The sequence below is a fragment of the Herbaspirillum sp. UBA812 genome (genome assembly GCF_002296545.1).
In the GTDB taxonomy this organism is placed as follows: domain Bacteria; phylum Pseudomonadota; class Gammaproteobacteria; order Burkholderiales; family Burkholderiaceae_D; genus Herbaspirillum; species Herbaspirillum huttiense.
On the sequence record NZ_DBIC01000184.1, the window covers coordinates 895 to 13,989 of the forward strand.

The 13,095-nt window shown below is 64.4% G+C and carries 15 protein-coding genes; 9 read left to right on the forward strand and 6 right to left on the reverse strand.

The annotated features are described in order from the left end of the window. On the forward strand, positions 1-732 hold a 732-nt coding region (locus tag B3873_RS12190; RefSeq protein WP_286866338.1), incomplete at its 5' end, for a site-specific integrase. Positions 733-757: 25 nt separating this feature from the next. On the opposite strand, the gene B3873_RS12195 is transcribed toward B3873_RS12190, so the two are convergent. Continuing rightward, positions 758-1,126, reverse strand: a complete 369-nt coding sequence (locus tag B3873_RS12195; protein ID WP_039788085.1) for a hypothetical protein — start codon at positions 1,124-1,126, stop codon at positions 758-760. Between the two features lie 270 nt (positions 1,127-1,396). Here B3873_RS12195 and B3873_RS12200 point away from each other — a divergent pair, with 270 nt between their 5' ends. Then, positions 1,397-2,017, forward strand: a complete 621-nt coding sequence (locus tag B3873_RS12200; protein ID WP_209568968.1) for a carboxymuconolactone decarboxylase family protein — start codon at positions 1,397-1,399, stop codon at positions 2,015-2,017. A 77-nt stretch (positions 2,018-2,094) separates the two neighbouring features. On the opposite strand, the gene B3873_RS12205 is transcribed toward B3873_RS12200, so the two are convergent. The 3 genes from B3873_RS12205 to B3873_RS12215 form a co-directional block, all read right to left on the reverse strand. Then, positions 2,095-2,889, reverse strand: a complete 795-nt coding sequence (locus B3873_RS12205; protein WP_286866340.1) for an EAL domain-containing protein — start codon at positions 2,887-2,889, stop codon at positions 2,095-2,097. A gap of 72 nt (positions 2,890-2,961) precedes the next feature. Continuing rightward, a complete protein-coding gene (locus B3873_RS12210) occupies positions 2,962-5,481 on the reverse strand; it encodes a YbcC family protein (protein ID WP_286866343.1) in 2,520 nt (839 codons plus the stop codon). A gap of 23 nt (positions 5,482-5,504) precedes the next feature. Then, positions 5,505-7,067 carry an NADH-quinone oxidoreductase subunit L gene (locus tag B3873_RS12215; protein ID WP_286866345.1) on the reverse strand — a complete coding sequence of 521 codons (1,563 nt, stop codon included), beginning with the start codon at positions 7,065-7,067 and terminating at the stop codon, positions 5,505-5,507. Positions 7,068-7,165: 98 nt separating this feature from the next. Here B3873_RS12215 and B3873_RS12220 point away from each other — a divergent pair, with 98 nt between their 5' ends. The 7 genes from B3873_RS12220 to B3873_RS12250 all read left to right on the forward strand — a co-directional run bounded on the left by B3873_RS12220 (position 7,166) and on the right by B3873_RS12250 (position 11,908). Further along, the gene (locus B3873_RS12220; RefSeq protein ID WP_209532789.1) at positions 7,166-8,059 is read left to right on the forward strand and encodes a LysR family transcriptional regulator; all 894 of its coding nucleotides are present in this window, start codon (positions 7,166-7,168) and stop codon (positions 8,057-8,059) included. Between the two features lie 202 nt (positions 8,060-8,261). After that, complete coding sequence (locus tag B3873_RS12225) at positions 8,262-8,477, forward strand: hypothetical protein (protein ID WP_034329223.1); 216 nt, start codon at positions 8,262-8,264, stop codon at positions 8,475-8,477. Positions 8,478-8,630: 153 nt separating this feature from the next. Then, the gene (locus B3873_RS12230; RefSeq protein ID WP_286866348.1) at positions 8,631-8,948 is read left to right on the forward strand and encodes an ArsR/SmtB family transcription factor; all 318 of its coding nucleotides are present in this window, start codon (positions 8,631-8,633) and stop codon (positions 8,946-8,948) included. 2 nt (positions 8,949-8,950) lie between these two features. Continuing rightward, positions 8,951-9,400 carry a YeeE/YedE family protein gene (locus tag B3873_RS12235; protein ID WP_286866349.1) on the forward strand — a complete coding sequence of 150 codons (450 nt, stop codon included), beginning with the start codon at positions 8,951-8,953 and terminating at the stop codon, positions 9,398-9,400. Beyond that, a complete protein-coding gene (locus tag B3873_RS12240) occupies positions 9,397-9,825 on the forward strand; it encodes a YeeE/YedE family protein (protein ID WP_276841777.1) in 429 nt (142 codons plus the stop codon). The genes B3873_RS12235 and B3873_RS12240 overlap by 4 nt, the downstream gene beginning before the upstream one ends. Before the next feature lie 87 nt (positions 9,826-9,912). After that, a complete protein-coding gene (locus B3873_RS12245) occupies positions 9,913-10,788 on the forward strand; it encodes an MBL fold metallo-hydrolase (RefSeq protein ID WP_286866353.1) in 876 nt (291 codons plus the stop codon). Positions 10,789-11,212: 424 nt separating this feature from the next. Continuing rightward, entirely contained in the window at positions 11,213-11,908 is a 696-nt protein-coding gene (locus B3873_RS12250) for a VIT1/CCC1 transporter family protein (RefSeq protein WP_286866354.1), read from the forward strand. A gap of 3 nt (positions 11,909-11,911) precedes the next feature. Here the strand turns inward: B3873_RS12250 and B3873_RS12255 are convergent, their stop codons facing one another. Together B3873_RS12255 and B3873_RS12260 are read right to left on the reverse strand one after the other, a co-directional pair. Continuing rightward, complete coding sequence (locus tag B3873_RS12255; protein WP_286866356.1) at positions 11,912-12,325, reverse strand: DUF2306 domain-containing protein; 414 nt, start codon at positions 12,323-12,325, stop codon at positions 11,912-11,914. A 286-nt stretch (positions 12,326-12,611) separates the two neighbouring features. Next, positions 12,612-13,095: response regulator (locus B3873_RS12260; RefSeq protein WP_286866357.1), on the reverse strand; the 484-nt coding region annotated here is incomplete at its 5' end.

A 13,095-nucleotide genomic window follows, 5' to 3' on the forward strand; every position in this document is an offset into this window, starting at 1 on the left:
GTGCGCAAGATGCTGCGCGGCATCCTGGAACTGCATCCTGCCCAGGAAAAACGCGCCAAACCGCTGCAGCTGGCCGCGCTGGAGCAGACCATCGCCCATCTGGAGCGCGAACGGGAACTGGCACGCCAGCAGGCGCGCTTTGCCGACCTGCTGCGGCATACGCGCGACAAGGCATTGTTGCTGATCGGATTCTGGCGGGGATTTCGCAGCGACGAACTGGCGCGGCTGGATATCGAACGCATCGAGGCGGTGGCAGGCGAAGGCATGCGCATCCACCTGCCTCGCACCAAGACCGACCGCAGCCTCAAAGGCAGCACCTACAAGACGCCGGCGCTGTCACGGTTGTGCCCGGTGGCGGCTTATCTCGACTGGCTGGCGGTGAGCGGCCTGAGCAGCGGACCGGTACTACGCGGCATCGATCGCTGGGGCCGCATCAGCGAAGAAGCGGTCAATGCGGCCAGCATCATCCCCTTGCTGCGACGGATCCTGAAATCGGCAGGGATTGATGATGCACATCTCTACAGCTCGCACTCGCTGCGGCGCGGCTTTGCCAGCTGGGCCAGCGCCAATGGCTGGGAGATGCGCGCCCTGATGGAATACGTGGGATGGAAAAACATTCATTCGGCGGCACGCTATGTGGAATCCCAGGATCCCTACCACCGCGCCATGCTGGAGCGTCTGCTGCCGCAGCAGACTGCGGCTCTCGGCACGCCCGATCAGGCCGAACCATAAACCACCGCGATCCCGTCTGGCCGGACTACTCGCAGTCGGGATTGCCGTGCGTTCTGACGCATTGCGCACGAGCGCAAGCGGCGATCACCTGGTTGCGCCCATATTCATTGATGTCGACCGTCACGTAGACGGGATATTGCTGATACTCGGTACGCAGGATGTCCTGACAGACCGTATCGGTCCGGTTGCCGTTGACCACCGAGCTGCAGCGCGTCTGCCCGGTCGGCACCTGGATGGTGCGGGTGCGCATTTCCATCCGCGTCTGCTGGATGATCGGGTACTGGGCATAGGCGGCCGGGGCGCACTGGCTCTCGGTGGCGCGATAGGCCTCGGTGGCGCAACCGCCAAGCGCCAGCATCACGGCCAGCCACGGGAGCACGGCGTAGGTTTTCATCGGTAAGGTCTCGTTGCTTGTTCAGTGGGCAGAGATTGTAGCCGCGCACGGGTCCTGGCACCATGACGCCGCGCAGCAGCACCTCCGGACGGGAGCGAAATCGGCAAGGACGTGCCGATGTTGCATGACATTCACATGGGCTCAGGCGAAAGTGAAGACTCAGCAACACAATCCGCTGAAGCTCCCCTATCCTAGAGCCGCCATCCCGGTGGCCCGCCAAGGCCAGCGTCGGCACCATAACCAGACCAACATCCAGAGACAGAGACCTTCATGAAACGATTCCTGCGCATTGCCCTTGCCTCAACCTTGCTCTCGGCCGCCGTGGCCCAGGCTGCGGATCGCCTGCCGGTGATCCCGCCCGATCAATACACGCCGGAACAGAAAAAAGCCGCCGATGAATTCCTGGCCGCCCGCAAGGTGCCGGTGTTCGGCCCCTTCGAACCGCTGATGCACAGCCCGCAAGTGATGACGCAGGCACGCTCGATGGGCGACTACCTGCGCTACAACTCGGCCATCGGCAATACCCTGAGCGAACTGGTGATTCTGATCACGGCCCGTGAATGGACCCAGGATTACGAGTGGTACGTACACTATCCCATCGCCATCAAAGCCGGCATCAAGCCGGAAGTGGCGGCGGCCATCGCCGACGGCCGCCGTCCCGAGGGCCTGAGCGAGGACGAGCAGATCGTCTATGACTTCTCGCTCGAACTGCATCGCAACAAGCGCGTCTCCGATCCGACCTTCGCCCGCGCCGAAAAGCGTTTCGGCAAGAAGGGCGTGGTCGATCTGACCGGCATCAATGCCTATTACACGCTGCTGGCCATGCAGATGAACGCGGCGCAATACCAGGCACCGAAGGAGGCCAAGCGGCTGGTGCGCTTCCCCGAATAAGGGCTGGCAGGACGCAAAAAAAACGGCATCTCCGGATGCCGCTTTACTTTCTTGTTTGCTGCTTCTTTCCGACCTGATCAGTCCCAGGCCTGGGTCGGCACGATGGCCAAAGTCTGGAAAGCTGGCTTGGCAAACCAGTACCCCTGCATCAAGTCGATCCCCAGCGCCGCCAGGTGATCGCGTTCCGCACGTGTCTCCACGCCCTCGGCCAGGATCTCGATATCCAGTTCCTTGCAGATGGCGGCGATGCCGGCCACGATGGCCTGGCGCGGCTTGTCGGTGTCGATGTTGCGGACCAGGTCCATGTCGATCTTGATCAGATCGGGCTGGTATTCAGCCAGCAGGTTCAGGCCCGCATAGCCGGCGCCGAAGTCATCGATGGCGGTACGAAAACCGAAACGGCTGTATTCCCGGAAGATGTTCACCAGGTGCGGGCGGAAGTCCACCCGTTCCCCTTCGGTCACCTCGAAGATGATGCGTTCGATCGGGAAGTCATACTTGCGCGCGGCCTTGAAGGTGCTCTGGATGCAGACCTCCGGGCGATACACCGCATTGGGCAGGAAATTGATCGACAGGAACTGGGTCATGCCCAGCCGCGCCGCGCCCTCTACCGCCTTGGTACGGCAAGCCTGGTCGAAACGATAGCGGTTGCTGTCGTTGACCTGCTCCAGCACCGTGTACGCGGGCTCGCCCTGCGGCCCGCGCACCAATGCTTCATAGGCGTACACCGCGCGAGTGGACAGGCGCACGATGGGCTGATAGGCATATTCAAACTCGATGTCCAGCTTACCGTCGTCCGAGCAGCCCTCGCAGGAGCGACGCGCGGCGTCCTCTCCCGGGCTGGCATTGGAGTCTGGAATGAGGGGGATCATGCTTTCTCCGGTAAATCATTAGTTGCAAAACGGCATCTATGCTACTGCATCTTGCCAACGATACCAGAAGTTTCACAAGCCGATTGACTTCCATCCCTCGCGCCGCCACTGCTCCAGGCCTGCCTCTCCGAAACGCCACAGGTGCAGCCAGCCATGTTCCAGCAGCTGACGCACGATGGCGTGGCGGGCGACCACGGCATCGATGGCCTCGGCCGGCGCATCGATCACGACGGTCAGGCGCAGCGGTTCATGCACCCACTGCTGGCCATCATGCAGCGACTGGCGCGACAGGCCGATGCGCAGATCGCCGCCATTGCCTTCGAACACACCGATGGTGCCCCCGACCACGTTGTGCAGGAGCTTGTTGCCGCTGCCCAGGCGCTGCGGATCGCTGGTGGAGGCGTGATATTGCCAGTTGATCCAGTGCGTCACCAGCATGGGCGCGGTCATCAGCAGTTCCAGCACGCTACCGTCCCGATCCTCGCTGGCCTCGTAGTCGTGCAGGAAGCAGCGGCCACCCAGGTCCAGTCCACGGCTGCGTGAACGCGGGGCGATCAGGAAGGCGGCATTGCCGGTCAGGCCCCATTCTGGACGCGTCTCGGCACCGTCGTTGGCGCGGCGGCGCAGTTGCTTCAGCAAGGCCGGCGCGGCCTGGGCCGGCTCCATCCCCAGTCGCAGCGCACGCTCGCGGCGCACGCGGTCACCGGCTTCGGCCAGCACCGGCTGCAGGGCTTGCCAGCGCGCGCGGGCCGCTGCCGGCATCAGGTCGAGATCGAAGGCTTCGATTTCGTCGGTCGTGGTGTTGTGCAGGACGGCCAGGAAGTGGCTGTCTTCGGGGATGAAGATCTGCCGGTCCAGCAGGCCGCGGCGCACCTCCTGTTCGTTGAGCAGCTGGGCCAGCGTGCGCGCGTTGACTTCGCCGGTCTGGCCGCAGCAGGCGCCACAGTCCAGCGCTGCCGCATGCGCGTTGTTGGCGGACTGGCTGCCATGCCCGGCCAGCAGTACCAGCGGGGCCACCTGGCGATCCAGGCCCATGGCGTGCAGCACGCGGGCGGCCAGTGCCACCTTGTCTTCCAGCGCGACGCCGACCAGCTGCGGCCGGCACACTTCGCGATAACGCGTCGGCAGCCCGGCCAGGTCATCGCGCGCACGTTCGGCCTGGCCCGGCTGCAGCCATTTCCAGAGGCCGCCCAGCGCCGTCACGCCCGCCACCTCGACGAAGGAAAACGCCGACCCCGGCCAGCGCGTATTGCCCTGCCACTGTTCCTTGAGGGCCAGCGACTTGCGCCGCGCCCGTGCCACGGCACCGGCCAGTACGCCATCACCGGTGGCCGCTGCAGCAGGTGCCACCACGTCCTGCACCTGATAGGCCGGTGCCAGCAAGCCCGGTAACTGCGGACGGCTGGCCTCGGTGGCCAGCGGCGTGTAGGCCACCGGCAGGCCGAAGAAACCCGCGAAGCCCATCGTCTGCATGCCGGGATGGACCGCTTCCAGCGCCCGCCGCAGCGGTTCGCTGCGCACATCGATGCAGAATGCGGCCTGCACCTCGACCTGCGGCGCTGCATTGGCCGACTGTTGCAGCAAGGCTGCCGCCAGCTTGCGCTGGTAGCCGGCCTCCAGCGCGACCTGCCAGAGTTCATCGACCAGCAGGTCCTGACGGACTTGTTCCAGACGCTCCTGCGAGCGCGCCCAGGCCTGCTGCACCGTGTGGAAGGCGTGGCTGGCGGCTTCGTCGTCCTTGCACTCCAGCAGCAAGGCACCCCAGGCCATGCGGATGGCCAGCAATTCACGCAGGTGTTCATCACTGCCGCCTGCGAGTTTGGCCTCCCAGCCCAGATAGGCACACCACGAGGCCCAGCCATTGACGGTCAGCAGGACCGATTCAAGATAGTCGGCCCAGACCTCGGGCGGCAGGTCCATGCGCCGCATCACCCAGCGTTCGGCCTCGCGCGCGCAGGCCGGCAGCGCCCGGACGCCATCGGCGATGTGCGGCAGGCCCATCAGCAGGCCGATACCGTGGTCGTGTTCCAGCGTCTCGCGCCAGAAGGCATACAGGCCCATGCCGCGTTCAGGCTGCCAGTCGGCCTGGTGCTGGTCGAAGTAGGCGGCACAGGTCTGGCTGACCTGGTGCGTGATGGCCTGCCGCCAGGAGAGCCGGGTGTGGCGCTGGGGATCGTTGTCCAGCACGTCGATCAGCAGCGGCAGCCTTGGCGCCGGGCCGGTGGCGGCCAGTACCGACAGGCAGTGGGCAACGTCGAAACCGCGTTCCTGGGCCTCGATCGAGTGTGCCAAGGCGTATTCCAGATCTGCTTCGGTCACCCGGCCCTGGTCCCAGGCCTGCTGCAGCTGTTCCTTGGGCGGAAAGACCTGGATGCCGCCCAGCAGAGCCATGCGCGCAGCCACCTGGCGCAGCGGCATGCCGACCCGCGACCAGTGCGGATTGACGGCGATGGCACGATCCAGTGGCCAGGCCGGGGCGATGGCACCGCAGGCGTCCCGGCAGGCTTGCTGCAATTGCTGCTCCAGCTCGGCGCTCCACGCAGCGATCGGCGCGGCGGCTGGTCCTTGGCTATCTTGGGCTAATACGTTCATGCTGTTTCTCCGGTGAGGCGGGCTCAGCCCTGGCTACGGCCATCGGCGGCGAGATTGTTCACTTGTTGTTCGGCAGCGGCCCGGCGGGCACTGGGAGCCCAGTTCGAGGGCCACAACTGCAGCGCCAAGCGGGTATAGGCTTCATCGAGGTAGAAGCCGGCGTAGCTGCGGCGTCGCCAGGCGGCCATGGACTGCGGTGCCAGTTGCAGCAAGCCCATGCAGACATACAGGGCCAGCATCGCCAGCAAGGCCGTCACGCCGAACACGGCACGCGGGTAATCGTTGACGTGCAGCGGCAGCAGGTGGGCCACCAGGGCCGCGAGGGTCAGGCCGGCCGCACCCAGCAGGCCCAGCAGCCAGCCGCGCAGGCCGCCACTGCCCTTGGCCGTGGAGCGCCACAGCAGCGGTGCCCAGGCCAGCCCGAGGATGCCGCTCCACCACCATGGCCAGGCCGCATGCGAGATCAGGCTGTGCAGGCCCAGCACCAGGGCGATGCTGACCATCGGGGCGAGGATTACGCTCCAGGCCGACGGCAGCGCCGGGCTGTGCAAGGCCGACAGGCGGGTCTCCCGCACCACCGAGGAGGCCGACAGGAAGGCGTGTGCCTTGTACAGCGAGTGGCCGATCAGGTGCAGCGCGGCGAACAGGTACAGTCCGGCGGCGCACTCCAGCAGCATGAAGCCCATCTGCGCCACGGTCGACCAGGCCAGTTTGACCTTGATGCTGATGCGGGTCAGCATCACCAGCCCGGCCAGCAGCACGGTACCGGCGCTGACGATGAGCAGCACGGCGCGCGCCGCGACGGCCTGCTCCAGCAAAGGAGCAAACCGCACCAGCACGAAGCCGCCCAGATTCACCACGCCGGCATGCAGCAGCGCCGAGACCGGGGTCGGCGCTTCCATCACCTGAATCAGCCAGCCATGTACTGGTAGCAGCGCAGTGCGCAGGATCACCGCCAGCGTCAGGCACAGTGCGCCGACCTGCAGGCTGGTGCTCATGCCGTGCTGGCTCAGGTAGGCCCACAGGTCCGAGAAGGAGCCGCTGCCCACGGTCGTCCAGGCCAGTGCGGCCGCCGCGATCAGCAGGCAGTCGGCGATGCGGTCGGCGATGCTTTTCTTGTACGAAGCCAGACGGGCAAAGGGACGTTCCGGATAGAAGCACAGCAGGCGTTGCAGGGCCAGGCCCACGACGGCCCAGGCGGCGATCAGCACCACCCAGTGATCAGCCAGCAACAGCAGGTGGACGGCAGTCAGTACCAGCGCGAGCGCCGCGGCATACTGGCGCTGGCCGGCTTCACCCTGCAGGTAGCGTGCCGAAAAACTGCCGATGACGGTGCCCAGTCCCTGTACCAGCAGGGCCAGCACCAGGCCCAGCGTGGACGGATGCAGCACGCCCGGCCAGGGGGCGCTGTCGCGTGCCATCACCAGGTTGAACAAGGTCAGCAGCAAAGCCAACAGGGAGAGCGACTGGAACAGCGTCCAGACGCGCGGCGGTGCCAGCCGGGACAGACACAGCGCCAGGGCGGCGGCCATCGTCAGCGCGGGCGGTGCCCAGGCGCTGCAGGAAATCAGGGGGATGGTCGTCATGACAAGAACCTCATGCATTGGAATGGCATCATGATGCTTGCCATCGATCGTTCTGTAAATTACATTTATCAGAACATATTCATTCATAAAAACGAACGATGCGCTTAGAACAGCTTAACTTTCATCATTTGCGTTATTTCTGGCGGGTGGCCAAGCTCGGCCATCTGACAAGGGCGGCGGAAGAGCTGCACACCTCGCAATCCGCCGTGTCCGCGCAGATCCGCCAGCTTGAAAAGCAGCTGGAAGAAGATCTCTTCATCCGTGAAGGCCGCCGCCTGACGTTGACCGACACCGGGCAATTGGTGTTCACCTATGCCGACAATATCTTTGGTCTGAGCCAGGAGCTGCTGGGCCGGCTGGAAGGCCGCTCGGCCGGGGTGACGCGCCTGCGGGTGGGCAGCGTGGCCACACTGTCGCGTAACTATCAGGAAAACTGGATCCGTCCCATGCTCTCTGACCCCTCGGTCTCCCTGACGCTGGAGTCGGGCTTGCTGGAAGGGCTGCTGGAGCGGCTGATGCAGCATCAGCTTGATGTGGTGCTGGCCAATGAGACCGTGCCCTCCGACCCGGATCGGCCCCTGCACTGCCGCTTCCTGGGCAGCCAGGCGGTCTCGGTGGTGGGTCCGGCGCACCGCTGGGAGGCACGCAGCCTGCGCATTCCGCAAGACCTGGAAGGCGTCGACATGGCCCTGCCCGGCCCGCGTCACGCCCTGCGCATGCAATTCGACGCGCTGTGCATCTCCAATGACGTGCGCCCGCGCATGCGTGCCGAGGTGGACGACATGGCCATGCTGCGCCTGATCGCCCGCGACAGCGGCTGGCTCACCGTACTGCCGGAAGTGGTGGTGCAGGACGAACTGCGCAATGGTGCCCTGGTCGTGGCCGGCCAGACCAGCGAGCTGGTGGAAAGCTTCTATGCCATCACCACGCCGCATCATCACTACGATGAACTGCTGGACCGGCTGCTGGCGGGCGGTCCCGTCCCCTCTTGATCTTCGAGGAAGATTGTTTCAGCCGCACGCTGGTTACCGGTCAGAAATAAATGCTACTCCTTGGTAGAATGCAAGAAGATTTGCGCAAATATATGTACGCTAATGCCAATATTGCCAACGTGGTAATGGCGTACACTTGGGCAACTCAGGGGGCAAGCGTTGTCGAGCTTGCTGCTTCACGACAAGAAACCCGGCGGGCACGATGAGGAAGGCACTTTTCAGGTATCGCGACGAGCTGGTCAGGATAGAGCTCAAGTGTCCGGGCGACGCCGGCACCGGCTGGACCTGGGATCTCTACATCAATGGCGAACTGCAATTCTGTGGCGAAGATGCCCCGTTTGCGTTCGCTGAAGAGGCGATGGCGGCCGCCAAACAGGCCAGCCGCCACCTGATCGACCTGCTGCACGCCTCCCACTGAGCAGCGCAGCGCGCTTGCCACAGCTGCTTCAGCGAATCACCCATCGTTTCACACCCTCATCTTGCTTCGCTTCCGGTTCAGAAAGCCTTGCCATCTTCATGCCGCGCATTTATTATATGAATTAATATATTATTAAATTGAATAGTGTTCGCCATGACCAGCCCCAGCTCGCTACAAGCCGACCAGATGCGCCGCGCCGCCGGCCAGGCGGTGGCCGCGTTGAAGGTACTCGCCAATGAAGACCGGCTGTTGCTGATGTGCCAGCTATCGCAGGCTGAAATGTGCGTCAGCGAGCTGGAGGAAACACTCGATATCCGCCAGCCCACACTGTCCCAGCAACTTGGCGTGCTGCGCAACGAAGGGGTGGTCAGTACGCGGCGCGAGGGCAAGCGGGTGTACTACCGTGTCGCCGATCCCAAGCTGCTTGAGATGCTGGCACTGATGTACCAACTTTATTGCCCCAAGGAATGAGCATGGACATTGCCTGGAATGCCTTCACCCCCGTCGCCTCGCTGGCTGGTGGCCTGCTGATCGGAGCGGCCGCCAGCGTGCTGGTGCTCTGCAATGGTCGCATTGCCGGCATCAGCGGCATCGTCGCCGGGCTGCTGCCGCCCTCGGCATCGGATCGCGCCTGGCGCGCCCTCTTCGTTCTCGGCTTGCTTCTCGCGCCGCTGCTGGTGTCACTGGCAAGCGCCCTGCCCGCGCCGCGCATCGATGCCGGCTATGCGGCCATCGTATTCGCAGGCCTGCTGGTCGGCGTGGGGACCCGTTACGGTGCCGGTTGCACCAGTGGTCACGGCGTCTGCGGCTTGTCGCGCCTGTCGCCACGCTCGGCGGTGGCGACGGCGTGCTTCATGGCGGCCGGATTCCTGAGTGTCTATCTGTTGCGCCACGTGCTGGGGCTGCAAGGAGTGCAGCCATGAGGCTCCTGCGCAACCTCGCCGCGCTGGCCGCCGGCTTGCTGTTTGGCCTCGGCCTGATCGTCTCGGGCATGGCCGATCCGGCCAAGGTATTGGGCTTTCTGGATCTGGCTGGCCAGTGGGATCCGTCGCTGGCTCTGGTGATGGGCGGGGCCATCGCCATCGGGCTGCCGGCCTTTACGCTGGCACGCAAGCGTCAGCGCACACTGCTGGGCGAACCGATGCAATTGCCCACGGCGCGCACCATCGACCGCCGGCTGGTGCTGGGCAGCCTGCTCTTCGGTGTCGGCTGGGGCATCGCCGGCATCTGTCCGGGACCGGCATTGGTCTTGCTAGGCATGGCATCGGGCAAGGGCCTGGCCTTCGTGCTGGCCATGCTGGCCGGCATGCTGCTGTTCCGCTGGAGCGAGCGGTTTTGGGCGAAATGAATGTTGCTGCACGCAGGGTGTCCATACAGGGGGCCTCTTGCCGTAATCTGCCCGTTTGAATGTGAAGAAAAAACACCAGGATCACCCATGGACAATCTGCATATCGAAGGTCATTTCGACACCATCACCAGCACTGTCAGCTACCTCGTGCTGGACCGCGCCACCTTGCACTGTGCGCTGGTGGACAGCGTGCTGGATTACGACCCCAAGTCCGGCCGCACCTCCACCCGCAGCGCCGATCATCTGATCGCCCGTGTGCAGGCACTCGGTGCCACGGTGCAATGGATTCTGGAAACGCATGCACATGCCGACCATCTCTCCGCCGCGCCCTACCTGAAGCAGAAGCTGGGTGGCCGCATCGCCATCGGCGAGCACATTCGCCAGGTGCAGCAGGTCTTTGGCAAGCTCTTCAACGCCGGCACCGAATTCGAGCACGACGGCAGCCAGTTCGATCACCTCTTCACCGATGGCGAAACCTTCCGGATCGGCCAGCTGCAGGCGCGCGTGATGCACACGCCTGGGCATACTCCGGCTTGTGTCACCTATGTAGTGGAAGAAGACGGACACAGCGCCGCCTTCGTCGGCGACACGCTGTTCATGCCCGACTATGGGACGGCGCGTTGTGACTTTCCGGGCGGAGACGCGCGGCAGCTGTTCCGTTCAATCCATGCGGTGCTGTCGCTGCCGCCGCAGACACGCCTCTTCATGTGCCACGATTACCAGCCGGGGGGCCGCGAACTGCGCTTCCAGACCACCGTGGCTGAAGAACGCCAGCACAACATTCACGTTCGCGAAGGGATCAGTGAAGAGGCATTCGTGGCCATGCGCAGTGCGCGTGATGCCACGCTGGACATGCCGGTGCTGCTGCTGCCTTCGGTACAGGTCAACATGCGCGCCGGCCAGATGCCGCCAGCGGAAGGCAATGGTGTGCGTTATCTGAAGATCCCGCTCAACGCGGTGTGAGCAGGGTCAGCTGTGTCCGGAGGACTGGAACAGGCCCAGCAGCGCGAGGCCGCCGATCAGTGCCAGGATGAGGATGCCGGCCACGATGGCGATGGCGGCTTTGGGCTTGCGATCAGCCATGATGAGATCTCCCTTGATGCATGGATGTAATGGGGTCTGCGGACGGATCGCTCAAAATTCAGAATGAAGACTCATCCGCAAGCGTTCACCCTAGCAAGCGGAGTCGGGCAACGGCATCAGCGCCTGCCTGGAAATGGCCGTCCGAAAGCCTGTCATCCTCGTGGGACAAACGGCGGTCAAGCTGCGCCATCAGTTCGCCATCAAATACGAATTGCCCTCATTTTCGCTAATTGTCGTGGCCTTTGCCGCAGCACAGCCCTAGAATCTGCGCCATTCCGCAACCCTGTATATGAACAGAAGTGCCATGGCCAAATTCCATCTCGAACATCACAAGGTCGACGCCATCTCCTGGCTGCGCGCGGCCGTCCTGGGTGCCAACGACGGCATCGTCTCCACTGCCAGCCTGCTGGTGGGCGTGGTGGCGGCCAATGCCACGCATGAGAACGTGCTGCTGACCGGCGTCGCCGGCCTGGTCGCGGGCGCCATGTCGATGGCGACCGGCGAATATGTCTCCGTGCACTCACAGGCGGACAGTGAACACGCCGCCCTGAGCCAGGAGCGCGAAGAACTGGCCACGGATCCGGAAGGCGAACATCGCGAATTGATGGGCATCTACATGCGCCGGGGACTGAATCAGGAGACCGCGCATCAGGTCGCCACCCAATTGATGGCCCACGATGCCCTCGATGCGCATGCGCGCGATGAGCTCGGCATTTCCGAAACTACGGCAGCGCGGCCGGTCCAGGCAGCGATCGTCTCGGCCCTGAGCTTTGCCGTCGGCGCAGCCTTGCCGCTGGCGGTGGTGCTGCTGGCACCGGCCGCCAGCCTGTTGCCGGCCATCGTGATCGCCGCCCTGCTGTCGCTGGCGGTACTGGGTGCGGTCGCAGCCAAAACCGGTGGTGCCAACTTGTGGAAGGGAGCCTTGCGGGTGAGTTTGTGGAGCTCGCTGGCGATGGGGTGTACGGCGGCGATCGGGTCTTTCTTCGGTGCTGCCATCTAGCGATCAGAGCCAACCCAGCCATTGCCCCCAAATCAGCTGGCCGAGATAGCGTGACGGCAGCAAGGTGAAGGCCCCCGCCACCAGGCAAGCACCGATGTAGACTCGCTGCATGGTGCGCCGATGCAGCGCGATATCACCACGCATCACCGCCGAGAGTCCGCGGTAGAGCAGGAAGGCCGTAGTTGGCACCAGCAGATGCAGCGGCGTATAGCCCGCGATGTTGGGCAGGTCATGCGAACGGATGAAGAGCGCCGAAAGCACGGTAACGGCCATGCAGCTGAACCAGGCATAGCCCAGGGCGCGGTGCCATCGTGGCCGCACCGTGCGGCCGAGCCGGGCCCAGAAGGCGAAGGGTCCAATGACGACCGCAGCGAGTGCCACGCTCAAGTGGAGTGCGATGAGAGGTGTGAGGGACATGGCAGGCTTTCAGCGAATCGGTGGAGCGATTCTGCTGAGGCTGCTGGCAGGATGATAGCGGGATGCGACGAAATGCAGATGGGATGTCGCAGAGTGCAGCGGCAAGGCGAATTAGTGTCATGAGGCCGCCCAGCTCCAATCAACACTTGCCGCAATTCCCCGACCACCTGCGCGAGGGATGGGCCGTCCTCAGCGGTGGTGGCGGAGCAAGCACGTCGGGATCGGAAAACACGACGAACCACTCGGGCACCCGACCCCGGCCGCCGGAGGCAGCCCCGCCGCCGTATCACCCGCTGCGATCCGAACTCTCCTGCCCCACCAGCTCCCTGACCCTGCGCGCCAGTACATCGGCCGCAAACGGCTTGGTCAAGACCTGCATCCCGCGTTCAAGATGACCATGATTGAGCACCGCATTCTCGGCATAGCCGGTCACGAACAGCACCGGCAATTCGGGCCGCGGTGCGCGGATGGCATCGGCCAGCTGGCGGCCGTTCATGCCATTGGGAAGCCCGACGTCGGTGACCAGCAAATCCAGCTCGGGATAAGCGGCCAAGACGCGCAAGGCCGAGGGACCATCTTCCGCCTCCAGCACGCTGTAGCCCAGATCGCTCAGGACCTCCACCGTCACCATGCGCACCAGCGGTTCGTCATCGACCACCAGAATGGTCTTGCTGCCAGGCGCTGCCGCCGCAGAGCCGTCGTCCGGCAACGGCAGGTCCTCTTCCCCGGCTTCGCCCAAGTGGCGCGGCAGGTAGATGCAGAGCGTCGCA

What these genes read in the sequence shown, in the direction of transcription:
- B3873_RS12195 (WP_039788085.1), bottom strand. Translation starts at nt 1,126, where the DNA reads ATGAAAACCTACGCCGTGCTCCCGTGGCTGGCCGTGATGCTGGCGCTT.
- B3873_RS12200 (WP_209568968.1), top strand. Translation starts at nt 1,397, where the DNA reads ATGAAACGATTCCTGCGCATTGCCCTTGCCTCAACCTTGCTCTCGGCC.
- B3873_RS12205 (WP_286866340.1), bottom strand. Translation starts at nt 2,889, where the DNA reads ATGATCCCCCTCATTCCAGACTCCAATGCCAGCCCGGGAGAGGACGCC.
- B3873_RS12210 (WP_286866343.1), bottom strand. Translation starts at nt 5,481, where the DNA reads ATGAACGTATTAGCCCAAGATAGCCAAGGACCAGCCGCCGCGCCGATC.
- B3873_RS12215 (WP_286866345.1), bottom strand. Translation starts at nt 7,067, where the DNA reads ATGACGACCATCCCCCTGATTTCCTGCAGCGCCTGGGCACCGCCCGCG.
- B3873_RS12220 (WP_209532789.1), top strand. Translation starts at nt 7,166, where the DNA reads ATGCGCTTAGAACAGCTTAACTTTCATCATTTGCGTTATTTCTGGCGG.
- B3873_RS12225 (WP_034329223.1), top strand. Translation starts at nt 8,262, where the DNA reads ATGAGGAAGGCACTTTTCAGGTATCGCGACGAGCTGGTCAGGATAGAG.
- B3873_RS12230 (WP_286866348.1), top strand. Translation starts at nt 8,631, where the DNA reads ATGACCAGCCCCAGCTCGCTACAAGCCGACCAGATGCGCCGCGCCGCC.
- B3873_RS12235 (WP_286866349.1), top strand. Translation starts at nt 8,951, where the DNA reads ATGGACATTGCCTGGAATGCCTTCACCCCCGTCGCCTCGCTGGCTGGT.
- B3873_RS12240 (WP_276841777.1), top strand. Translation starts at nt 9,397, where the DNA reads ATGAGGCTCCTGCGCAACCTCGCCGCGCTGGCCGCCGGCTTGCTGTTT.
- B3873_RS12245 (WP_286866353.1), top strand. Translation starts at nt 9,913, where the DNA reads ATGGACAATCTGCATATCGAAGGTCATTTCGACACCATCACCAGCACT.
- B3873_RS12250 (WP_286866354.1), top strand. Translation starts at nt 11,213, where the DNA reads ATGGCCAAATTCCATCTCGAACATCACAAGGTCGACGCCATCTCCTGG.
- B3873_RS12255 (WP_286866356.1), bottom strand. Translation starts at nt 12,325, where the DNA reads ATGTCCCTCACACCTCTCATCGCACTCCACTTGAGCGTGGCACTCGCT.